This window comes from Bradyrhizobium sp. STM 3566 (genome assembly GCF_045571445.1).
Taxonomy (GTDB): domain Bacteria; phylum Pseudomonadota; class Alphaproteobacteria; order Rhizobiales; family Xanthobacteraceae; genus Bradyrhizobium; species Bradyrhizobium vignae.
On record NZ_CP120692.1, the window covers coordinates 804193 to 826084 of the forward strand.

Below are 21892 nucleotides of genomic sequence, written 5' to 3' on the forward strand. Positions count from 1 at the left end.
GCTACGGCGGGACCGCCCCCGGAAAGCATCACCATGGCCCTCTTTCGCCTGCCGTCCAGTGGACCCGCCGCCCTCGCGCCGCGCGGCAACGGGCTGTTGCTGCGCGCGCCGCAAATGTCCGACTTCCTGCAATGGGCTCATTTACGCGAAACCAGCCGCGACTATCTCACGCCCTGGGAACCGATCTGGCCGTCTGACGATCTCACCCGGTCCGGCTTCCGCCGTCGTCTGCGCCGCTATTCCGAGGACATTGCCGCCGACCGCTCCTATCCCTTTCTGATCTTCCGGGAGCTCGACGGCGCCCTGATCGGCGGCATCACGCTGGCCAATGTCCGGCGTGGCATCGTGCAGGCCGGCACCATCGGCTACTGGGTCGGGCAGCCCTACGCGCATCGCGGCTACATGACGGCCGCACTGCGGGTGCTGCTGCCGACGCTGTTCGGCGAGCTCAATCTGCACCGGGTCGATGCCGCCTGCATTCCCACCAATGCGCCGTCGATCCGGGTGCTGGAGAAGTGCGGCTTCTCCCGCGAGGGCCTGGCGCGCCGCTATCTCTGCATCAATGGAATTTGGCAGGATCACCTGCTGTTCGGGCTGCTGCACGAGGATTTCCGCGGCTGACCGGGGAGCTCCTGCGGCCAAAGTCTCGATGGTCCCGCCCTGTTGGCTGTTCTATTCGCTTGCCTTGCTGTTCGCCTTGGGTTCGCCGATTTTGGCGATATAACGGCGCGGGCCAGCCGGTAGATCGGCCCGAATGTTGTGATGGGAGTATGGGTGTCGATGGTGAAGGAGCTTCGGTCATCGCGGACGACGTTGCTGCGGGGGACGGCGGTCGCGTTGGCGTTGTCAGTTTCGCTCACGACCGTCTCGCCGGCGGCGGCCCAGTCCTTGAGCGACCGCTTCAAGAGCCTGTTCGGCGGCAAGCCGGACGAGTCGGCCCAGCCCAATCCAGCGCCGGCGCCCGGCCAGCCGGCCGAAGACGACATCGACTGCCCGCAGGTCACCGTGCGCTCCGGCGCCTCCACCTATGCGGTCGGTGCGAGCGGCAAGCAGGCCGTCGGTAACGACATCCGCTTCCAGGCAACGATCACCAAGATGGCGCGCGAATGCGCCCGGAGCGGCGGTGATATCACCGCCCGGATCGGCATCCAGGGCCGCGTCATCGCAGGTCCCGCCGGTGCGCCCGCGACCGTCGAGGTCCCCTTGCGTGTTGCGGTGGTGCAGGGTGGCGTCGGCGAAAAGGTCATCGCCTCGAAGGCCTACCGGACGACAGTCGCAATGTCGGAGGGCGGCAGTGTGCCCTTCAGCTTCATTGTCGAGGATCTGTCCTATCCCGTGCCTTCAGCCGCGGTCGCGGATTCCTACATCTTCTACGTCGGCTTCGATCCGCAGGCGCTTTCGCCCGAGCCGAAGGGGCGGAAGAAGAAGTAGGCGATGTCTCGTGCCCCGGACGCGGCGCGGCGCTTCTTTAGAGCATGATGTTTTTATACGGAAACATAGCCTGAGTTTTTGAAGTAGTTGGTGCACTCCTCCTTGGAGAAGAGATCGAGGAGTTCACCAACCTTTCTCCAGGTTGCCTCCACGTCACGGGGCTCGGCAGCTCGCATGAGATGTTTGAGTGGCGAAGACCTGCTCGATCGGATTGAGGTCCGGGCTGTAGGGCGGCAAGAAGATGCGGTGGGCGCCTCTGGCGCGGATGGCTTGGCGAGCCGCTTTGCCCTTGTGGCTGCCAAGATTGTCGAGAACGACGATCTCACCCGGTGCGAGGGTGGGTGCCAACACCTTCTCGACGTACAGCGTGAAGAGCTCACCATTGATGGGACCATCAATCGTCCCCCTCGCCGGCGCCGGCCGGCAGCCAAGGGCGGCCCAAGGCGCGCTGATCCGATCGTGACGCAGCGCCGCGATGAAGGTCATTGTCTTCCAATGGCCGAAAGGTGCAGAGGCTTGGAGGCGCTGCCCGCAAGGCCCCCAGCCGCGCAGTGGTGCCATATTGGTTTTGATCCACGTCTCGTCGATAAACACCAACCGCGCGACGTCGATCCTGCCTTGATGTGCTTTCCAGCGGGTCCGCTTACGGGCGACGTCGGGACGATCCTGCTCGGCTGGTAGAATCGTTTTTTTTGAAGCTGAGCCCTTCGGTGTGAACAAAAGTCCACACCGCCCGCACGTCTGTCTTGATCCCGCGTGCAGCCAGTTCCTGCGTCAGCTTGCGCAAAGTGAATGGCCCCGAGCGAATGCGTTTGCGCAGCCAGTCGGCGTTGGCATCCGACAGAACCCGCTTCTTGTGGCCGCCGATTTGGCCAGGTGACAGGCCTCCGGTATCCCGTCTCAGATTCTTCCACTTCGTCACGCAGGAGGCGCTGATCTGGAGCGCCTCGGCAATCGAACGAACTGTTTCTCCCGCGTCAGCTCGCGCCAAAGCCCGTTCCCGGATGTCTTCCGAATAGGGTCGCGTCATCCATGCCGGCCTCCGCCCTCCAGCATGGATGTTGAATCAGAAATCGCTCCCGGTGGGAATCCCGATTCCAGCCAAAAACAACATGCTCTAGCGCTGCACGGCAGAGCCGGGGCCCGGAACTGCCGATGCTGGGTCCCGGCTCTGCGTCGCGTCATTTCATGCCGCGCCGCGTCCGGGACACCCGCAAGCAGAAAAAAAGCCGGCGCTCATCGCGCCGGCTTTTTTTGATTGGTGAGGTGTTCGCCCTCAGTTCAGCTTTTGCCGAACCTCGTTGATGCCCTTGGCGAGCAGGTCGTCGGCGACCTGGCCCCTGACCGACTGCGACAGGATGGTCGAGGCGGCCTGGACGGCGGCTTCTGCGGCCGCGGCGCGGACGTCGGCCAGCGCCTGGGCCTCGGCCAGCGCGATCTTGCTCTCCGCGGTCTTAGTGCGGCGGGCGACGAAGTCTTCCATCTTCGCCTTGGCGTCGGCAGCGATGCGCTCGGCTTCGGCCTTGGCGTTGGCGATGATGTCGGCAGCCTCGCGCTCGGCCGTGGCACTGCGCGCCTTGTAGTCGGCGAGCACCTTGGCCGCCTCCTGCTTGAGGCGCGCGGCGTCGTCGAGCTCGGCCTTGATGCGGGCGGCGCGATGATCGAGCGCAGTCATCGCCGACTTGAAGACGCCGAGATAGCCGAACACGATCATCAGGATCACGAAGGCGACGGCGACCCAGGTTTCAGGATCGAAGAACATCTGTGGCTAACCCTTCAAGGACGCATCGACAGCGGCATTGACCGAGGTGGCATCCGGAATGATTCCGGTGAGCTGCTGCACGATCTGACCTGCCGCATCCGCCGCGATGCCGCGGACGTTGCTCATGGCGGTGGTGCGGGTCGAGGCGATGGTCTTCTCCGCCTCGGCGAGCTTGGCCGCCAGCTGCTCTTCCAGCGCCTTGCGTTCGGCGTCCGCCTGCGCATTCGCCTTGTCGCGGGATTCGTTGCCGATCGCCTGCGCCCGCGAACGCGCCGAAGCGAGCTCGCTTTCATAGGCCTTCAGCGCAGCCTCGGACTGGTCCTTCAGCCTCTGCGCTTCAGTGAGGTCGCCCTCGATCTTGTTCTGGCGTGCTTCGATCGCACCGCCGACCTTCGGCAGAGCGAGCTTGGACACGATCACGTAAAGCAGGACGAAGAAGATCGCGAGCGACACCAGCTGCGAAGCATAGGTGCTGCTCTCGAACGGCGGAAAGCCGCCGCTGTGATGACCGCCATCGGCTTCGGTGTGGGCACCCGCCGCCGGTCCTTTTGCCCCGCCATGACTCTCAGCCATGGAGTACTCCCGTTGCTGTCACGCGCCGCTTCGGATGAAGCGGCGCGAAAGAAGTCGTTCTTTAGAAAACGAACAGCAGAAGCAGCGCGATCAGCAGCGAGAAGATGCCGAGCGCTTCGGTCACGGCGAAGCCGAAGATCAGGTTGCCGAACTGGCCCTGAGCGGCCGACGGGTTGCGAACGGCTGCGGCGAGGTAGTTGCCGAAGATCACGCCCACGCCGACGCCCGCACCGCCCATGCCGATGCACGCGATGCCCGCGCCGATAAGTTTTGCTGCTGCCGGATCCATTTTAGACTCCTTGGAAGAAAGATTGCGTTGTGGGTGGAAATTCCCCGGACCGCTCAGTGTCCCGGATGAATGGCGTCGTTGAGGTAGATGCAGGTCAGGATCGCGAACACGTAAGCCTGCAGGAACGCGACCAGGATCTCGAGCGCGTACAGCGCGATCGTGAGCGCCAGCGGCAGCACGCCGCCGACCCAGCCGATGGCGCCGAGCGAGAAGCCCAGCATGGCGACGAAGCCCGCGAACACCTTCAACGCGATGTGGCCGGCCAGCATGTTGGCGAACAGACGAATGCTGTGCGAGACCGGCCGCAGGAAGAACGACAGCACCTCGATGAACATGACCAGCGGCAGGACGTAGCCGGGGACGCCGTGAGGAACGAAGATCTTGAAGAATTTCAGGCCGTTCTTGGCGATGCCGTAGATCAGCACGGTGAAGAAGACCAAGAGCGCCAGCCCGGCGGTGACGATCAGGTGGCTGGAGACCGTGAAAGTGTAGGGGATGATGCCGACCAGGTTCGAGACGCAGATGAACATGAACAGCGAGAAGATCAGCGGGAAGAACTTCATGCCCTCCGCGCCGGCCGTCGAACGGATGGTCGAGGCGACGAACTCGTAGGAGATCTCGGCGACGGACTGCAGGCGCCCGGGAACCAGCTGCGTGCCGCTGGCGAGCATCAGGATCGAGATGATCGCCACCGCCACCAGCATGTAGAGCGACGAATTGGTGAAGGCGATCGTGTGATTGCCGATATGGCCCAGGGTGAAGAGAGGCTCGATGTTGAACTGGTGGATCGGGTCGATTTTCATCAGCGCGGCATCTCTTGGTCTGCCGGGCTATGCCGGCGGGTCTCGGTCTGCCGGCCGGGCCGGCCCGTACCGGCGAGGCCGGCACGATCATTCCTCTCCTGGTGGGACCAGCTTTAAGAACCACCGCGCCTGTTTTGACCCGCACCCGCCGACCTCACCACATTCACCACGCCGGCGACGAAGCCCAGCAGCGTGAACACGATGAACCCGAAAGGCGACGTCGACAGCAAGCGGTCGAACCCCCAGCCAATCCCCGCTCCGACAATGACGCCGGCGATCAACTCGGAGGATAACCGGAAACCAAGCGCCATCGCCGAGGCTCTGGCCGCTCTGTCTCCCTCGTCACCTGCGGGTTGCTCGGTCCTGGTCCGGCGGTCGCGAATTTCGGACAACCGCTGATCAAGACTTCCGAGCCGTTCGGAAAGCGCAGCTTCCTCGGGCGATCTATCGCGATCTCCATTCCCGCCGTGCTCCGTGCCCTGTGTCATGCAACGAAGACCCGAAACGCCGCGGCTGAATGGAAATTACGCCCGCCACCCTCAAAAGCCGCGCGGACCATACTGATGGGCCATAATCAAGTCAAGCCAAGTCACGATTGCGTCGCTTTCAGTTATGTATTTGATTTGTCTTGTGATATTGGCGCGCGCGGCAGCGCTGCACACAGCGTGACGCCGCACCGCAGCAGGTCTGCTCGCGATCGGCGGATGCCGCTGTCCTTTCGCCGCATGACCGGGATCAAAGAAGCCATCGCGTTCGTTGATTTCAGGGGACGCGTTTTTGGCGGCGGACTGCCCGATGGGGGTGTAGAATTGCACAGAAGCCGCAGCAGTGCCGTGGCGGAGGCAGTGATGAGACCAGCGATGTCATCCACAACATCATGGCTAGTGGCGGCTGCCGCGGTGATGGTCGTCGGCGGCGGCTTCGTCGCTGCGCAATCGGTGCCCGACGGCGAAAATGGCCGGTACAGCATGACGCCCATCCCAGAGGGCGTGCTGCGGCTCGACACGCGCACCGGCACGGTATCGACCTGCACCAAGAACGGCGCCGGCTGGGCCTGCTACGCGGTGCCTGACGAGCGGACCGCACTCGATACCGAGATCGGCAGGCTCCAGGCGGAGGTCGAGAGGCTGAAGGGACAGCTCGCAGCGGGGCCGACGGTGTCGGGCAAGATCGACGAGGCGCTGCCGAAGTCCGACTCGCTGAAGAAAGCCGAGCCCAAGGTCGCCGAGGGCGAGCGCAAGATCGAGATCCCGCTGCCGAGCGACCAGGACATCGATCGCGTGATGTCGTTCCTGGAGAAGGCCTGGCGGCGGCTGATCGACATGGCCAACCGCGTGCAGAAGGACGTGTCGGGGAAGATTTGAGGGCGCCTTCGCTATCCATGCGTTGAGGTGCCGTAGGGGTGGCAAAGGCGCGAAGCGCCGTGCCCACCACCTCGATATCGTCGCGGGGATTGGTGGGCACGCTTCGCTTTGCCCGCCCTACGGCGGCTTTCGGAGTTGAGAGAGTTTGATGACATCAGCCAAATCCGTAACCCGCTCGGCGCCATCGACAGTGCAAGCCACCACCATCGCGTCGTCGCTGCTGACCGTGCAGACATCGGGCCGCGGCTTCCCGATCTCACCAGCGAAGCCGCGAAGTTCATCGCTGAGGCAAACGCGCGCGACGGCGCGCTGACGCTGTTCATCCGCCACACCTCGGCCTCGCTGACGATTCAGGAGAACGCCGATCCGTCCGTGCTCGTCGATCTCGGCACCGCGCTGTCCCGGCTTGCGCCAGAGAATGCCGGATGGACGCACGACACCGAAGGGCCGGACGATATGCCCGCGCATGTCAAAACGATGCTGACGGGGGCCTCGCTTCAGGTCCCGGTCCTGAACGGCAAGCTTGCGCTCGGCACCTGGCAGGCGATCTATCTCATCGAGCATCGCAGCCGGCCGCACCGCCGCGAGGTCGTGCTGCAATTCGTCGGCAGCAATCAGTAAGCGCTCAAAGCAAACCGGCCGCGGAGACCGCGGCCGGTTCGTGTCGTCGATTGCTGCTTTCGATCAGGTCGCCTTGATGTCGACGTCCTTGGTCTCCGGCAGGAACAGGAACCCGATCACGACGGTGATCGCCGCGAAGGTGATCGGGTACCACAGGCCGGCATAGATGTCGCCGGTCGAGGCCACGATGGCGAAGGCGGTGGCGGGCAGGAGGCCGCCGAACCAGCCATTGCCGATGTGATAGGGCAGCGACATCGAGGTGTAGCGGATGCGGGTCGGGAACAGTTCGACCAGCATCGCCGCGATCGGGCCGTACACCATGGTGACGTAGACCACGAGGACGAAGAGCAGGCCGATGATCGCCGCCACCTGCGGGCGGAAGATGTCGAACGGATGCGACATCTTCACGATGGCGGCGTCGCCCGCCTTCGGGTAGCCGGCCGCCTGCACCGCAGCGAGAACCGCCGGATTGCTGTCCTTTGCGTTCGTGTAGGGCACGTCCTTGCCGTTGACCACGACCTTCACGCCCGAGCCGGCCGGGCCCGGCGTGGTCGAGTACCTGACCGAGGACTGCGACAGGTAGGCGCGCGCGGTGTCGCAAGGCGCGCTGAAGACGCGGGTACCGACCGGGTTGAACAGGTCGCCGCAACCGGCCGGATCGGCCACCACCTCGACCTTGACCTGCTCGATGGCCTTTTCCAGCGCCGGGTTGGCGTTGGTGGTGATCATCTTGAAGATCGGGAAGAAGGTCAGCGCCGCGATCAGGCAGCCGCCGAGGATGATCGGCTTGCGGCCGATTCTGTCCGAGAGCATGCCGAACACGACGAAGAAGCCGGTGCCCAGCAGCAGCGACCAGGCGATCAGCAGGTTGGCGGTGTAGCCATCGACCTTCAGGATCGATTGCAGGAAGAACAGCGCGTAGAACTGGCCAGTGTACCAGACCACGCCCTGGCCCATCACGCCGCCGAGCAGGGCGAGCAGCACGAGCTTGCCGTTCTGCCAGTTGCCGAAGGCCTCCGTCAGCGGCGCCTTCGAGCCCTTTCCCTCATCTTTCATCTTCTGGAAGATCGGCGATTCATTGAGGCGAAGCCGGATCCAGACCGAGATGCCGAGCAGCAGCACCGAAACCAGGAACGGGATGCGCCAGCCCCACTTCGCGAAATCGGCTTCGCCGGTCGCGGTGCGGGTGAACAGGATCACCAGCAGCGACAGGAACAGGCCGAGCGTCGCCGTGGTCTGGATGAAAGAGGTGTAGTAGCCGCGCTTGCCGTGCGGCGCGTGCTCCGCGACATAGGTCGCCGCACCGCCATACTCGCCGCCGAGCGCAAGGCCCTGGGCGAGGCGCAACGCGATCAGGATGATCGGGGCTGCGATGCCGATCGTCGCCGCGCTGGGCAGCAGGCCGACGATGAAGGTCGAAAGACCCATGATCAGGATGGTGACGAGGAAGGTGTATTTGCGGCCGACGATGTCGCCGATGCGGCCGAATACGATGGCGCCGAATGGGCGGACCAGGAAGCCCGCCGCGAAGGCCAGCAGCGCGAAGATGTCGCGTGTGGCCGGCGGATAATCCGAGAAGAACTGCACGCCGATGATCGAGGCGAGCGAACCGTAGAGGTAGAAGTCGTACCATTCGAAGACGGTACCGAGCGAGGAGGCGAGAATGACGAACCGTTCGTCCTTCGTCATCCCTCCCGCGCCGGCTTGAGACACAGCCATTGTCGACATGTTGAGTCGCTCCCCGAAATGCGTTTCCTCGCGCCCTAGAGGTCCGGACGTGCCGGATCCAACCCAGGTCTTGATCACAAGGTAACATCGCCGTGAAACCCTCCCCAATACGACTTTCGGCCTTGCGCAACTGACGCGCGGCTGACCGTGTGGTATCGGGGGCCGCCGCGCTGCTCCAGAGCTTTCCGGATTAACCCCTTTGCTGCAAAGGGATAATGTGCACTTGCATGCCACAGCCGCTCGGGGAAGAATTGACGTATTGTTCGCCGGCCCGGCGCGAACGACAGCAAGAGAACGATGAACGCTCCCTCGACCCATCTCGTCATTGCCGATGACCATCCCTTGTTCCGCGATGCGCTGCGACAGGCGGTGGCGGGCGTTCTCCCCTCGGCCAGGATCGACGAGGCCGGATCATTCGAGGACCTGACCAAGCTCCTGGAACAGACCTCCGAGGTCGACCTGATCCTGCTCGACCTCTCGATGCCCGGGATTTCCGGCTTCTCCGGCCTGATCTATCTGCGCGCGCAATATCCGGCGGTCCCGGTGGTGATCGTCTCGGCTTCCGACGACAGCGCCACGATCCGCCGCTCGCTCGATTTCGGCGCCTCCGGCTTCATCCCCAAGCGGTTCGGCGTCGAGACGCTGCGCGACGCCATTCTCAAGGTGATGGAAGGCGACGTCTGGGTTCCCGCCGACACCGATCTGTCGGCTGCGGCCGACCCCGACATGACGCGCCTGCGCGACCGCCTGGTGACGCTGACGCCGCAGCAGGTTCGGGTCCTGATGATGCTGTCCGAGGGCCTCCTCAACAAGCAGATCGCCTACGAGCTCGGCGTCTCCGAGGCCACCATCAAGGCCCATGTCTCGGCCATCCTGCAGAAGCTCGGCGTCGAGAGCCGGACGCAAGCCGTGATCGCCGCCGCCAAGATCGCCGGCGGTCAGTGGAAGCAGGGCACGCCGACGGGGTGAGGCGTTTGCTCGCTAAATCGCGGATGTCCGGTCTTGAGGCGACGCGAAATCATTCGGCGCGCTCATCTTCGCCGAGTTTCGATCCAAAAGAGACGCCAGGTGGGCCGATTGTGTCTGTAGTCACACTGTTCGGGGCAGGAATACAATCGACGGCTCGATCTCGATAAGGAACTCGTCCCTGGCGAGGCTCGTCACTCCGATCCAAGTTGTGCACGGTGGATTATCACCAAATGCAGCCTTGAGCGCGCGAGATATGGCGTCACCTTGGTGCAGGTGGGTTTGCCTAATATAAATTCGTAACGATCCCACATCATCAAGTCTGGCACCAACGGAAGCTAGGGCCACGCTGAGGTTTTCCAAACTCTTTTCTAATTGGCGTCCAATGTCGCCAGTACCGACGATGTTTCCATTCGAATCCCACGCGACTTGACCGGAAATGTGTATCATCTGCCCGAAGGGCGAGGAAGTGACGGCCACCTGAGCAAAACCGAATTTCCGACTGTCAAAAAGCTCGGTTGGAATTTTCATGGACCGGGTCATTGCTGCTCCCTGGTTGGTCAGATCACGGCGTTGTAGCCGACAATTCTAACCAACGCTTGGAGCACTTCCGTTTATGGCCCAACCCGGAAGTCCGACGGTGGCCGCTCTTGCGCCGCCGTTGGGTCAATCAGCCTGCAGCAAAATATTCTGCTTTATCGAAATTCGGATTTATCGTATGTGTCGCCCATCCTGATCCGGCGAAGGGGGCGGTCGTACGTCGTCACGAGCCGCGGATCGGGGCTGCGATGGACGCATGGAAGCAATCCAGAATCTTCCCGCGGAGGGATTCTGGATTGCCTCGCGGGCGTGCGTTGACCCGCGTTCCCATAGCCCTGAGCAGGCCACGCTTGCAGATGCTGGCAAGCGGCTTCATGCCCGCCTCACAACTTCTCACAAGTCCAAACGGGCGCCCTGCGTAACACGCTGATAGTCAGTTGCGTAACGACACGATCAAAGGACCACGACCATGAAACAGATGATCGACCAGCATCGCCGCCGATTCCTCGGCATCGCAGCCGGAACCGCCGCCGTCGGCCTCGGCGCGATCGACCTCGCGCGCGCCGAGACGGTGGCACAGCGGCCGTCCCCATCGAATGCCTCCTTCGGCCCGATCAAGCAGATCGACGCCGGTGTCCTCAATGTCGGCTATGCGGAAGCCGGCCCGTCGAACGGTCCGGTGGCGATCCTGCTGCACGGCTGGCCCTACGACATTCACGCCTTCGTCGATGTCGCGCCGATCCTCGCCAAGGCCGGCTATCGCGTGATCATTCCTTACCTGCGCGGCTACGGCACGACGCGTTTTCTCTCCAGCGAAACGCCGCGCAACGGAGAGCCTGCGGCGATGGCCGCCGACATCATCGCGCTGATGGACAAGCTCGACATCAAGAAGGCCGTCGTCGCCGGCTTCGACTGGGGCGCGCGCACCGCCGACATCATTGCCGCGCTGTGGCCGGATCGCTGCCGCGCGCTGGTGTCGGTCAGCGGCTATCTGATTTCCAGCCAGGCCGCCGGCGGCGCCCCGTTGCCGCCATCGGCCGAACTGCAATGGTGGTACCAGTTCTATTTCGCGACCGACCGCGGCCGCGCCGGTTACGAGAAGTACACGCACGATTTCGCCAAGCTGATCTGGAAGCTCGCCTCGCCGCAGTGGAAGTTCGACGACGCCACCTTCAACCGCAGCGCGGCGGCGCTCGACAACGGGGATCACGTCGCGATCACGATCCACAATTACCGCTGGCGGCTCGGGCTCGCCCAGGGCGAGGCGAAGTATGAGGAGCTCGAAAAGAAGCTGGCCGCAGCTCCGCAGATCGCGGTGCCGACGATCACGATGGAAGGCGACGCCAACGGAGCGCCGCATCCCGAGCCGAGCGCCTATGCCAAGAAGTTCTCGGGCCGGTACGAGTTTCGCCTGATCACCGGCGGCATCGGTCATAACCTGCCGCAGGAAGCACCGCAGGCCTTTGCCAAGGCCGTCATCGATATCGGCGAAGGCGCCTGACGATGTTTCAAGACCTCCGTTCGGTGCGGCCGGGGCCGATTACTCCGCCGCCACCATCTGCTGCGTGCGCCATTGTCCGAGCAGGGCGCGGAGCGAGGCCGGCTTCACCGGCTTGTTGAGCACCGCGATCTTCTCGTCACGCGCGGCGACCTGCACGGCGGGGCTGCGGTCGGCGGTGATCAGGATCGCGGGGATTGCGTCGCCGAAGCGGCGCCGGATCTCGCGGATGGCGGCGATGCCGTTGCCGCGATCGAGGTGATAGTCGACCAAGAGTCCGGTGACGCGCCTTCCGGCTGCTTCGATTGCGGCGATCGCGCCTTCGGGATCGGCGACGGCGATCACCTCGGCGTCCCACGCCTTCAAGAGCGTGCGCATGCCGTCGAGGATCGCCGCATCGTTCTCGATGCAGACGATCAGCGCGCCCGCGATCGGCGTGCGCGCCAGCGGGGTCGCACTGGTCACGGCGGCAGTGTGGGTGACCGCCTTCGCCGTCGGCACCGTCACGGAGAACACCGAGCCGCCGCTTCTATTGGCGTCGATGGCGATGCCGTGGTTGAGCACGCGCGCCAGCCGTTCGACGATCGAGAGGCCGAGTCCCAGCCCGCGAGCGATCCGCGCGCCCTGCTCGAGGCGATGGAATTCCTTGAAGATCTCGCCGCGCTTGACCGCGGGAATGCCGACGCCGGTGTCGTAGACGGAGATCTTGAGCGAGGCGCCGCGGCGGCGGCAGCCGACCAGCACGCGCCCGCGCGGGGTGTATTTGATCGCGTTCGAGATCAGGTTCTGGAGCAGCCGCCGGAGCAGCAGTCGGTCCGACTTGACCGGGAGCGAGCAGGGCACGAAGGCGAGTTCCAGGCCCTTGGCGCGCGCGATCGGCGCGAACTCGATCTCCAGCGAGCGCATCAGATCGGCCATCTTGAAGCTCGAGATCGAGGTCGTCATCGCGCCGGCATCGAGCCTGGAGATGTCGAGCAGCGCGCCGAGGATCTCCTCGATGGCCTGCAGGGATTCGTCGATGTTCTCGACCAGCCGCGTCTCTTCGCCATTGTGCTGGCGCTCGACCAGGCTGGTGACATAGAGCCGCGCCGCATTCAGCGGCTGGAGGATGTCGTGGCTGGCAGCGGCGAGGAAGCGGGTCTTGGAGATGCTGGCGTCTTCCGCCGCGCTCTTGGCCAGGGCCAACTCCGAGTTCAGCCGCGTCAGCTCCTCGGTGCGGTCGCGCACGCGCTTCTCCAGCGTCGCATTGGCGCGCTCCAGCGCTTCCGCGGCCTCGAAGGTGGGCGTGACGTCGGTGAAGGTGATGACGAAGCCGCCGCCGGGCATGCGGTTGGTGAGCACCTCGATCACCATGTGGCGTTCCGGCAGGCGTTCGAGATAAGGCTCGCCGTCGGTGGTGTAGGCCACGAGCCGCTGCTCGATCATCGCCTCGCGACCACTCTCATCGGCCGGATCGCTCACGCCCATGAATTCCAGGATCTCGCGCAGCGGGGTGCCGAACTGGATGAAATGCGGGGGCACGTTGAGGAGATCGCCGAATTGCCGGTTGGAGCAGATCAGTTGCAGGTCGGCGTCGAATACCGCGATGCCCTGGCGCACATGGTTGAGCGCAGTCTGGAGGATCTCGCGGTTGAAATGCAGCGCCGCGTGGGAATCGTCGAGCAGTTTCAGCGCGGCCTTGGCGGAGACCGTCCGCTTGCGCAAGAGCAGCGACATCACGAGGCGCGAGGACGCCGCGCCGATCGAGGAGGCGATCAGGTGTTCCGCGTGCTGGAGCAGCTCGAAATCGGCGGGTGCTCCGGCTTCCAGACGCATATTGCGGTGGGCCGAGAAGGCCTCGAACGATTGCCGCGCGCGATCGGGGCCGAGATATTGCGCCACGGTGGTCTGGATGTCCTGCACCGTGACGGTGGTGCGCCAGCGACGAAAGCTGGGCGTGATCGGCGCCAGCGTGTTGGGCACGAACAGGTCGGCCTGCACCAGTTCGATCGAGGACGGCCGTCGCGCCAGCGACAGCAGCACATAGGTGAGAATGTTGAGCGAGAGCGACCAGACCACGCCGTGCATCAGCGGCGGCAGGTCAGCGCCGAACAGCGCCTGCGGCCGCAGCGCCTCGATCCCGAACGGACCATGCTGGAGCAGCAGGATCCCCGATGTCGACGAATCCATGAAGCTCGGGATGAAGAGCGTGTAGAGCCAGACCGCAAAACCGACCAGCATGCCGCCGATGGCGCCGCGCGCGGTCGCGCGCCGCCACAACAGGCCGCCGAAGAAACTGGGGGCGAGCTGTGCGATGGCGGCAAAGGAGAGCAGGCCGATCGCCGCGAGCTGGGCGTTGCCGAGCGCGCGATAGTAGAAATAGGCCATCACCATGATGGCGAAGATGGCAAGCCGCCGCGAGCGCAGCAGGAAGTCGCCGAAACCGGTGGCCCCGGTGCGGCCTTCGGGCCGCCGTTGCAGGACCAGGGGCACGACGAGGTCGTTCGAGACCATGATGGAGAGCGCGACGCATTCGACGATCACCATCGCAGTCGCCGCCGACAGGCCGCCGACGAAAACGGCGACGCTGAGAAGTCCCGCGCCGCCGTCCATCGGCAGCGCCAGCACGTACATATCAGGATCGACCGCGCCGAACGGGAAGGTCACGAGCCCGGCGAGCGCAATCGGGATCACGAACACATTGATGGCGACGAGATAGAGCGGGAACAGCCAGCGCGCCCGGCTGACCTCGGCGTCGCACGAATTTTCCACCACGCTGACGTGGAATTGGCGCGGCAGCAGCATGATGGCGCACAGCGACAGCAGCGTCATGGTCAGGAAGTTGCCGATCGACGGCGAGTATTCGATGGCGCGCACCGCTTCCGGTGTCTTCATCGCGCGCTCGATCAACTCGTGCGGCGAGAACATCCAGAAGGTGACGAAGATGCCGGCGGTGAGGAAGGCAACGAGCTTGACGATGGATTCGGTCGCGACCGCCAGCATCAGCCCGTGCTGGTGCTCGGTGGCATCGGTCTGCCGCGTGCCGAACAGGACCGCGAAGGCCGCCATCGTCAGCGTCACCATCAGCGCCATGTCGCCGAGGATCGGGATGTGGGAGAAGGCCTGGTCTTCGCTCAGGATCGTGCCGAGCGAGGAGGCCACCGCCTTGAGCTGGAGCGCGATATAGGGCACCGAGCCGATGATCGCGATCAGCGCGACCGTCGCCGCCACCGCCTGGCTCTTGCCGTAGCGGGCCCCGATGAAGTCGGCGATCGAGGTGATGTTGTGGGCTTTGGCAAGCTGGATCACGCGCCGGAGCACGCCGGCGCCAAGCCCGATCATCAGGATCGGGCCGACATAGATCGCCAGGAAGTCGGTCGAGGCGCGGGTGGCGAAACCGACCGAGCCGAAGAAGGTCCACGAGGTGCAGTAGATCGCCAGCGACAGCGGATAGATCAGCCCGGAGGCGCGGCCGCGCCCCGCCGGCGAGCGGCGGTCGCCATGGCTCGCCACCAGGAACAGGAAGCCGATATAGCCGAAAGCGGCGGCGATCACGCCCCAGTCGTGCAGCATGGGTCGGGGGCTCTCTCCCTGGGCGCCGGCGGCGCCCGAGCTCATTTTCCCAGCAAATCTAGCGCGTTGAGCCGACGCAAGCGACAGCGAAATGCCCGGCGCAAGCGGGAACTGCGGGTGTCGTTAAGGCAAGGCGGGACGCGCGCTGGCACTTACCCTCCCCTGGAGGGGAAGGGTCGATCGCGCGCAGCGCGAGCGGGGTGGGGTGATCTCTCCACTCGGGCACCGTTGGACGTGGAGAGACTGTCACCCCACCCCGTCTCACATTTCGCTGTGCTCAATGTGAGCCGACCCACGAGCGAGCTACGCTCGTCTCGGACCCTCCAGGGGAGGGTGGAAAGGGCCTACTCCGCGGCCAGCGACTTCTCGCGCAGCGGCAGGCCGAGGCGGTCCCACACCTGCAGGAGAGCTTCGGCGAGTTGATCGATCAGGCCGTCGTCGTGATAGGGCGAGGGCGTGATGCGCAGGCGCTCGGTGCCCTTGGCGACGGTCGGATAATTGATCGGCTGGATGTAGATCCCGTGCTCTTCGAGCAGGAGGTCGGAGGCCTGCTTGCACTTCTCGGGATCGCCGACGAACAGCGGCACGATGTGGGTGTCGCTCGACATCACCGGCAGGCCGGCGGCATTGAGGATCGCCTTGACACGGGCGGCGCGGTCCTGGTGGCGCTCGCGTTCCCAGCTCGACGTCTTCAGGTGCTTGATCGCGGCGGTTGCGGCCGAGCAGACCGCCGGCGGCAGCGCGGTGGTGAAGATGAAGCCCGGTGCATAGGAGCGCACGGCGTCGATGATCTGGCCGTTGGCCGCGATGTAGCCGCCGAGACAGCCGAACGCCTTGGCGAGCGTGCCCTCGAGAATGTCGATGCGATGCATCACACCGTCGCGCTCGGCGATGCCGCCGCCGCGCGGGCCGTACATGCCGACGGCGTGGACTTCGTCGACATAGGTCATCGCCCCATAGGTCTCGGCGAGATCGCAGATCTTGGCGAGCGGCGCGACGTCGCCGTCCATGGAATAGAGGCTCTCGCAGACGATCAGCTTCGGCCGATTGGGGCCGGCCGCTTTCAACAGCTCCTCGAGATGCGCAACGTCGTTGTGGCGGAACACGACGCGCTCGCAGCCGGACTGGCGGATGCCCTCGATCATCGAATTGTGGTTGAGCTCGTCCGACAGAATCAGGCAGTTCGGAATGAGCTTTGCGATGGTCGGGATGCCGGTCTGGTTCGAGACATAGCCCGAGGTGAACAGCAGCGCGGCCTCCTTGCCGTGGAGATCGGCGAGCTCGGCTTCGAGCTGGACCAGCGGATGATGCGTGCCGGCGATGTTGCGGGTACCGCCGGCGCCGGTGCCGACGCGCGTTGCGGTCTCGACCATGGCGCCGACCACCTTCGGGTGCTGGCCCATGCCGAGATAGTCGTTGGAGCACCAGATCACGACGTCGCGCTTGCCCTTGGGGGAGTGCCAGACCGCGTGCGGGAACCGGCCGGCCGTGCGTTCGAGGTCGGCGAACACGCGGTAGCGCCGCTCGGTGTGGAGACGGTCGAGGGCGGTATCGAAGAACTGGTTGTAATCCATCGGCAAAACCTGCTGCGGAACCTGGTCCAAGGCGGCCGTTCATTTTTAGAGCTTTTCCAGCTCCAATGTCCATGCGCCTGCGCACATTCGAAGCAAGGCGAGCGGGCCAATTGATAACGCCGGTCCGGCGGCGATTGTTGATGTGGATCAAGCGCCTAACACGGGCCTGCCGTCCGGACCGGAGTTGCCAGGGCCAGGCAGGGGCTGCCGTGGACATTTTGTCCATGGCGCGGCTGCCGTCCATGATTGCCGAGCCGGTCGCGCCGACGCGGACCCATTCGAAAGGAAGCCCCGATGAAACGTGTGATGATCCTCAACGGTCCCAACCTCAACATGCTCGGCATCCGCGAGCCGCACATCTACGGCACGACGACGCTCGCGGAGGTCAACGCGAGCTGCGGGGAGGCCGCCGCCAAGCTCGGCCTCAAGCTTGCCTTCCACCAGTCCAACCATGAGGGCGTGCTCGTCGATCTGATCCAGTCGGCGCGGCAGGACGCCGATGCCATCGTCATCAACCCGGCCGGCTTCTCCTTCACCTCGGTCGCGATCATGGACGCGATCAAGACATTCGAGGGCCCGGTGCTGGAGGTTCACATCTCCAACATCCACGCCCGCGACGAATATCACCGCCACTCGAAGATCTCGTTCGTGGCAACCGGTGTGATCTGCGGGCTGGGACCGTTCGGCTACATCGCGGCACTGCACGCGATCGCGAATATGAAGTGAGATGCTGCCGCGGCGGCGGTGCGCTCCCTCGCCCCGCTTGCGGGAGGTTGGGGTGAGGGGCTCTCCGCGGAGACGGTGAGAATTGGACTCGCGCCGCCACGCTTCGCGTGTCGGCCTCTTCCCGCAGGCGAGGCGAAGACAAGACTCACGTCGTCCGAAACTGCAACACGCCGTCCTGCATCTCGGCCGTCAGCCGGCCCTCGACGATCATGTAGTTGACATGGGCGACCAGCTCGCCGGCGGCAAAACCCATCTGGTGCTCGTCCAGCACGTGCTTGTTGAACACGACAGGCACCAGTGCTCGCGAGGTTTGCGGCACCTCGCGGCAGGCTTCCGCGATCAGGCGGCAGCGCTCCTCGTGGTGGTCGGCGAGCTGCTTGATGCGGGTCTTCAACCCGTAGAACGGCACGCCATGACCGGGCAGCACCAGCACGTCATAGGGAAGTGTCGTGGTGAGGCTGGCGAGCGAGGCCAGATATTCGCCGAGCGAGTTCTGGTCGGGCTCGACCGCCCAGACGCTGACATTCGGCGAGATCTTGCTCAGCACCTGGTCGGCGGAGAGGAACAGCTTGTCGTCGGCGCAATACAGCATCACCTGATCGAGTGCGTGGCCGCCGCCGGTGATCACCTTGAAGCGGCGCGTGCCGATCACGACGTCGTCGCCATGCGAGATGCGGCGGTAGGACGGCGGCAGCACCGAGACGCGCTTGAGATAGTCCTGGCCGCGGCCGAGCAGCTTTTCGGTGAGCGACTCGTCCATGCCGTGGCGGCGGAAGAACAGCCGCTGCGCCTCGCGCCGCTCCTCGGTGCCGCGGTTCTGGTGATAGACCGATTGCAGATATTCGACCTGCGACATCACCAGCGGGCAATTGAAACGCTCGACGATCCACCCCGCGAGACCGACATGATCAGGGTGCGAGTGAGTGACGATCAGGCGCGTGATGTTGACTCCCTTCAGCGGTCCATCGAACAGCTTGGTCCAGGCTTCGATCGTCTCCTCGTTGCCGAATCCGGCATCGATCATCGCGTAGCCGTCGCCATCGGCGAGCAGGTAGATGTTCACGTGGTTGAGGCGGAACGGCAGCTTCAACCGGGCCCATAACACGCCGGGCCTGACCTCGACGATCTGTTCGGGGCCGGGGTGCTGTTCCCAGGGGTAGCGCAGGGCCTCGGCCGAGGACTGTGCGGTGTCGGTTTTTGAGCTCATGCTACCCGCTTAAACCCAGCGCGCGCGGGGCGCCAGCCGAAAAAGGACGGGCCATGCTACTCCGCATGGCCGGCATACCGGCCGTTTTCCGTAGCCCGGATTGCGCGCAGCTTCATCCAGGCTACGGGCCGGCGTCCCTACGCCGCCCGCATGTCGTTGAGGAATGCATCGATCTCCCCGCGCAGCATATCGGCCTCGCGCCTGAGCGCGTCAGAGGCGTTCAGCACCTCGCTGGCCGCAGCGCCGGCTTCGGCGGACGCGGTGGAGACGCCGATGATGTTGCTGGAGACTTCGCTGGTGCCGCCGGCGGCATGCTGGATGTTGCGGGCGATTTCGCGCGTGGCGGCGCCCTGCTCCTCGACTGCGGCGGCGATCGTCGTGGTGACGTCGTTGATCTCGCCGATGATCCGGCCGATCCCCTGGATGGCGCCGACCGCGGAGCTCGTGATCTCCTGCATGCTGGAAATCTGGGTGCGGATCTCTTCCGTCGCCTTGGCGGTCTGGCTCGCCAGGCTCTTCACCTCGGAGGCGACCACCGCGAAGCCGCGGCCGGCTTCGCCCGCGCGCGCCGCCTCGATGGTGGCGTTGAGCGCGAGCAGATTGGTCTGCGAGGCAATGGTCTGGATCAGGTCGACCACGACGCTGATGCGGCTCGCGCTGTCGGCAAGGCTCTGTACGGTGGCATCTGTCGATCCCGCTTCATCGACGGCTTTCTTGGCGATCTCGGCCGAGGTGACCACCTGGCGGCTGATCTCCTGGATCGAGGAGGACAGCTGCTCGGTGCCGGCCGACACGGTCTGCACGTTGACCGAGGTTTCCTCCGCCGCGGAGGCGACCGCGTTCACCAGCGCGCTGGACTGGTCGGCAGTGTTCGACATGCTCTGCGCGGTCGATTGCATCGAATTGGCCGATTGCGCCAGATTGTCGAGCGCGGAGCGCACCGTGCTTTCGAATTCGGCGATCTTCGCCTCCATGCGCGCGGCACGCTCGGCCTTGGCGATCCGGTCCTTGTCCTGCGCGTTCGTCAGTGCGCGGGTCTCGATCATGCTTTCCCGGAACACTTGCAGCGTGTTCGCCATCACCGAGATTTCGTCGTTGTGGTTCTTCGAGCGGTAGATCTCGGTTTCGAGATCGCCGTTCGCCAGCAGCTGCATCGATTGATGCAAGGCGCCGATCCGGCGCAGGATGTTGCGGCCGACATAGAGCCAGACGAACAGCGCCGAGCCGACCAGCATCAACGCGCCCAGCGCCAGCATGACTGACGTCGCGAGCGAAATCTCCTGCCGCGCCGCGAAGGTCGAGGCGTTGGTCTCCTTCTGCACGCCTTCGACGAGCTGCTGCACGCTGATGCCGAGGCCGACATTGAGCTTGCGGGTCTCGTCCAGGATGGTCTGACCGTAGTCGATGGAGTCGAGCTCCTTCTCGCGCAGATTGAACACGCCGGTCTTGCCGGTGCCGAGTGCGAGCAGCTTCTCCGCCGTCTCGCGCAGCATCTTGTTGCCCTGGTTGTCCGGCAGCAGATCGAGGTTCGAGCGCAGGCGTCCCTGTGCCGTCTTGAATTCCTTCTGGATGTCGTCGAGCTTGTCGCTCGTGCTGGCCGACAGCGCCGCGCTCATGTCGGCGGCAGCGAGATTGCCGCTGGCGACGACGTTGCCGAGCTGACCGACGGTCTGCGCGGCGTCGGTTGCATCCGCGGCTGACATGTCGGCCGAACCGAGAATGGCGTTGACGCGGGTCTGCGCGTCCAGCATCGCCGGACTCGCGGCGCCGACGAACGCGCCCTGCGCACTGCGAAGCGCGTCATATTGCTTATCATGGAGCGCCGCGATATCGAGCCGTTCGCGGGCGGCCTTCGCCAGGCTCTGAGCCGCCTCGTTGATGCTCTTCATGGTGTCGCTGAGGCCGGAGACGACGCTCTTGTCGGCGCCGAGCTCGATGATCTCGTTGAGCTTCTGCTGCGTCTGCTCCTGCAATTCCCTGAGCTTCTTGGTGCGTTCATTCAGGGCGTCCTCGCTTTGCGCCGCAAGCAGGGCTGGTCCCTGCGCCGCAAGGCTCGCGCTCAGTGCCGACAATTGCAGGCTGGCGGAAAGGCGTGGAATGTCCCGCCCGCTGAGTTCGGTCATGCGTCCGCCGAGATTCTGCAGCGCGAGGCCAGCGCCGGCCGCGATCACGAGGCCCATGCCTGCGATCACCGCGAAGGCCGCGAACAGGCTGCCGCGCACGCCCCATTTCGGCATTTTGAAACGAGGACGGAAACGGCCAAGGAAGCCGCCAAGGCCCAGACGGATCGCCATCGAAATTCCCCCAATGTTCTTTTGTTTGTGGGCGGCAGTATCGGCAGCACCGGTTAAAAAATCGCAATTGGCGCAATTGGTTGCGCATGTTCCGCAGGGCGAAAAAAGAAGGGCCGGCAACGAGGCCGGCCCTTCAGCGCGATAAGGTTTTGATAACCGATCAGTAGCGCGCCACAGCCGGGCTTGCCCAGTTGAAGCGGTAGTTGACGCCCGCCTTGAAGGTATGGTCGTCGGTGGTGAAGTTGCCGGTGCCGGCCAGCGGGCCCGCGGTGAAGTGCGCGTCGCCGAAATTGTAGTACTGGTACTCGGCCTTGGCCGACCAGTTCGGGGCGAACATGTATTCCAGGCCGGCGCCGAGGGTGTAGCCGTTGCGGTGATCGCCATCGATGATGAAGCCGGTCGGAACGCCGCCGACGGTCACCTTCTCGTTGTTGTCCGAATAGGCGTAGCCACCCTTCACATAGAGCAGGCCGGGACCCCAGGTATAGCCGACGCGGCCGGTGATCGAGCCGAGGCCGCGCTGATCGTTGGTGTAGGCGACGCCGCCCGGGAACACCGCGCCGACGCTGCCGGAGAGCCAGGAATACTGGCCTTCGACGCCGACCACGAAGTTCGGGTTGAGCTGCCAGTCAGCACCGACCTGCACGCCACCGAGGAAGCGGCCGTTGCCATTGTTGCCGGTGGAGAGGCCGTTGAAATTGTTGTCGCTGGAGAACGCGCCGCCGACATGGGCGCCGAGATAGAAGCCGGTCCAGTTGTAGATCGGTGCCGCATAGGCCGGGGCCGGAGACTTGTAATAATTGCGCGCGCCGAGATCGGCGCCGACGGCCGGCGCAGCCGCACCCAGCGCGAGCAGCGCAACGGTCGCAAACAGAAACTTCTTCATGGTCTTGAACTCCAACACTTTATGTCCCCGGCAGGCGCGCTGTTTCGCGCCGTCGTTGGTTTTGCAGATAGCTCGCTT

The 21892-nt window shown here is 64.6% G+C and carries 19 protein-coding genes and 2 pseudogenes; 7 read left to right on the forward strand and 14 right to left on the reverse strand.

Annotated elements, in window-relative coordinates; all coding sequences use genetic code 11:
- The first annotated feature begins 33 nt into the window (after nucleotides 1-33).
- Nucleotides 34-621, forward strand: coding sequence for a GNAT family N-acetyltransferase (locus P6U27_RS03745; RefSeq protein ID WP_122400710.1), 588 nt, complete (start codon nucleotides 34-36; stop codon nucleotides 619-621).
- 159 nt (nucleotides 622-780) lie between these two features.
- A complete protein-coding gene (locus tag P6U27_RS03750; protein ID WP_122400711.1) occupies nucleotides 781-1431 on the forward strand; it encodes a hypothetical protein in 651 nt (216 codons plus the stop codon).
- 53 nt (nucleotides 1432-1484) lie between these two features.
- Here P6U27_RS03750 and P6U27_RS03755 read toward each other — a convergent pair.
- From P6U27_RS03755 to P6U27_RS03785, 7 genes and pseudogenes are all read right to left on the reverse strand, one after another.
- Nucleotides 1485-2461: pseudogene (locus P6U27_RS03755) on the reverse strand (IS630 family transposase).
- A gap of 246 nt (nucleotides 2462-2707) precedes the next feature.
- Entirely contained in the window at nucleotides 2708-3193 is a 486-nt protein-coding gene (gene gspM / locus P6U27_RS03760; protein WP_122400713.1) for a type II secretion system protein GspM, read from the reverse strand.
- 6 nt (nucleotides 3194-3199) lie between these two features.
- Nucleotides 3200-3766: a F0F1 ATP synthase subunit B gene (locus P6U27_RS03765; protein WP_122400714.1), complete on the reverse strand. Its 567-nt coding sequence runs from the start codon at nucleotides 3764-3766 to the stop codon at nucleotides 3200-3202.
- A gap of 61 nt (nucleotides 3767-3827) precedes the next feature.
- Nucleotides 3828-4055, reverse strand: a complete 228-nt coding sequence (locus P6U27_RS03770; RefSeq protein WP_018643436.1) for a F0F1 ATP synthase subunit C — start codon at nucleotides 4053-4055, stop codon at nucleotides 3828-3830.
- A gap of 53 nt (nucleotides 4056-4108) precedes the next feature.
- Nucleotides 4109-4858, reverse strand: coding sequence for a F0F1 ATP synthase subunit A (locus P6U27_RS03775; protein ID WP_122400715.1), 750 nt, complete (start codon nucleotides 4856-4858; stop codon nucleotides 4109-4111).
- 113 nt (nucleotides 4859-4971) lie between these two features.
- Nucleotides 4972-5346 carry an AtpZ/AtpI family protein gene (locus tag P6U27_RS03780; protein ID WP_122406352.1) on the reverse strand — a complete coding sequence of 125 codons (375 nt, stop codon included), beginning with the start codon at nucleotides 5344-5346 and terminating at the stop codon, nucleotides 4972-4974.
- A gap of 51 nt (nucleotides 5347-5397) precedes the next feature.
- The gene (locus tag P6U27_RS03785) at nucleotides 5398-5673 is read right to left on the reverse strand and encodes a hypothetical protein (RefSeq protein WP_162500095.1); all 276 of its coding nucleotides are present in this window, start codon (nucleotides 5671-5673) and stop codon (nucleotides 5398-5400) included.
- A gap of 33 nt (nucleotides 5674-5706) precedes the next feature.
- On the opposite strand from P6U27_RS03785, the gene P6U27_RS03790 reads away from it, so the two are divergent.
- Together P6U27_RS03790 and P6U27_RS03795 are read left to right on the forward strand one after the other, a co-directional pair.
- Nucleotides 5707-6222 (forward strand): hypothetical protein, encoded by a 516-nt coding sequence (locus tag P6U27_RS03790; RefSeq protein ID WP_122406353.1) that lies wholly within the window; start codon nucleotides 5707-5709, stop codon nucleotides 6220-6222.
- Nucleotides 6223-6370: 148 nt separating this feature from the next.
- Nucleotides 6371-6843, forward strand: a pseudogene (locus tag P6U27_RS03795) (secondary thiamine-phosphate synthase enzyme YjbQ).
- A gap of 63 nt (nucleotides 6844-6906) precedes the next feature.
- On the opposite strand, the gene P6U27_RS03800 reads toward P6U27_RS03795, so the two are convergent.
- Entirely contained in the window at nucleotides 6907-8532 is a 1626-nt protein-coding gene (locus tag P6U27_RS03800) for an MFS transporter (RefSeq protein WP_174221545.1), read from the reverse strand.
- Between the two features lie 336 nt (nucleotides 8533-8868).
- Between P6U27_RS03800 and P6U27_RS03805 the strand changes: the two genes are divergently transcribed.
- Complete coding sequence (locus P6U27_RS03805) at nucleotides 8869-9540, forward strand: response regulator transcription factor (RefSeq protein ID WP_122400719.1); 672 nt, start codon at nucleotides 8869-8871, stop codon at nucleotides 9538-9540.
- A 120-nt stretch (nucleotides 9541-9660) separates the two neighbouring features.
- Here the strand turns inward: P6U27_RS03805 and P6U27_RS03810 are convergent, their stop codons facing one another.
- The gene (locus P6U27_RS03810; RefSeq protein WP_244607854.1) at nucleotides 9661-10068 is read right to left on the reverse strand and encodes a RidA family protein; all 408 of its coding nucleotides are present in this window, start codon (nucleotides 10066-10068) and stop codon (nucleotides 9661-9663) included.
- 478 nt (nucleotides 10069-10546) lie between these two features.
- On the opposite strand from P6U27_RS03810, the gene P6U27_RS03815 reads away from it, so the two are divergent.
- Nucleotides 10547-11578, forward strand: coding sequence for an alpha/beta fold hydrolase (locus P6U27_RS03815; RefSeq protein WP_122400722.1), 1032 nt, complete (start codon nucleotides 10547-10549; stop codon nucleotides 11576-11578).
- Nucleotides 11579-11617: 39 nt separating this feature from the next.
- Here P6U27_RS03815 and P6U27_RS03820 read toward each other — a convergent pair whose 3' ends face one another.
- Together P6U27_RS03820 and hemA are read right to left on the reverse strand one after the other, a co-directional pair.
- Entirely contained in the window at nucleotides 11618-15127 is a 3510-nt protein-coding gene (locus P6U27_RS03820; protein ID WP_122400723.1) for a hybrid sensor histidine kinase/response regulator, read from the reverse strand.
- Between the two features lie 344 nt (nucleotides 15128-15471).
- On the reverse strand, nucleotides 15472-16701 hold the full coding sequence (hemA, locus tag P6U27_RS03825) for a 5-aminolevulinate synthase (RefSeq protein WP_129143457.1): 1230 nt from the start codon (nucleotides 16699-16701) through the stop codon (nucleotides 15472-15474).
- A 294-nt stretch (nucleotides 16702-16995) separates the two neighbouring features.
- Here hemA and aroQ point away from each other — a divergent pair, with 294 nt between their 5' ends.
- Nucleotides 16996-17427 carry a type II 3-dehydroquinate dehydratase gene (gene aroQ, locus P6U27_RS03830; RefSeq protein WP_122400724.1) on the forward strand — a complete coding sequence of 144 codons (432 nt, stop codon included), beginning with the start codon at nucleotides 16996-16998 and terminating at the stop codon, nucleotides 17425-17427.
- Between the two features lie 145 nt (nucleotides 17428-17572).
- Here the strand turns inward: aroQ and P6U27_RS03835 are convergent, their stop codons facing one another.
- From P6U27_RS03835 to P6U27_RS03845, 3 genes are all read right to left on the reverse strand, one after another.
- Entirely contained in the window at nucleotides 17573-18634 is a 1062-nt protein-coding gene (locus P6U27_RS03835; RefSeq protein WP_122400725.1) for an MBL fold metallo-hydrolase, read from the reverse strand.
- A 137-nt stretch (nucleotides 18635-18771) separates the two neighbouring features.
- Nucleotides 18772-20928 (reverse strand): methyl-accepting chemotaxis protein, encoded by a 2157-nt coding sequence (locus tag P6U27_RS03840; protein ID WP_122400726.1) that lies wholly within the window; start codon nucleotides 20926-20928, stop codon nucleotides 18772-18774.
- 160 nt (nucleotides 20929-21088) lie between these two features.
- Nucleotides 21089-21814 carry an outer membrane protein gene (locus P6U27_RS03845; protein ID WP_122406356.1) on the reverse strand — a complete coding sequence of 242 codons (726 nt, stop codon included), beginning with the start codon at nucleotides 21812-21814 and terminating at the stop codon, nucleotides 21089-21091.
- Nucleotides 21815-21892: the final 78 nt, after the last annotated feature.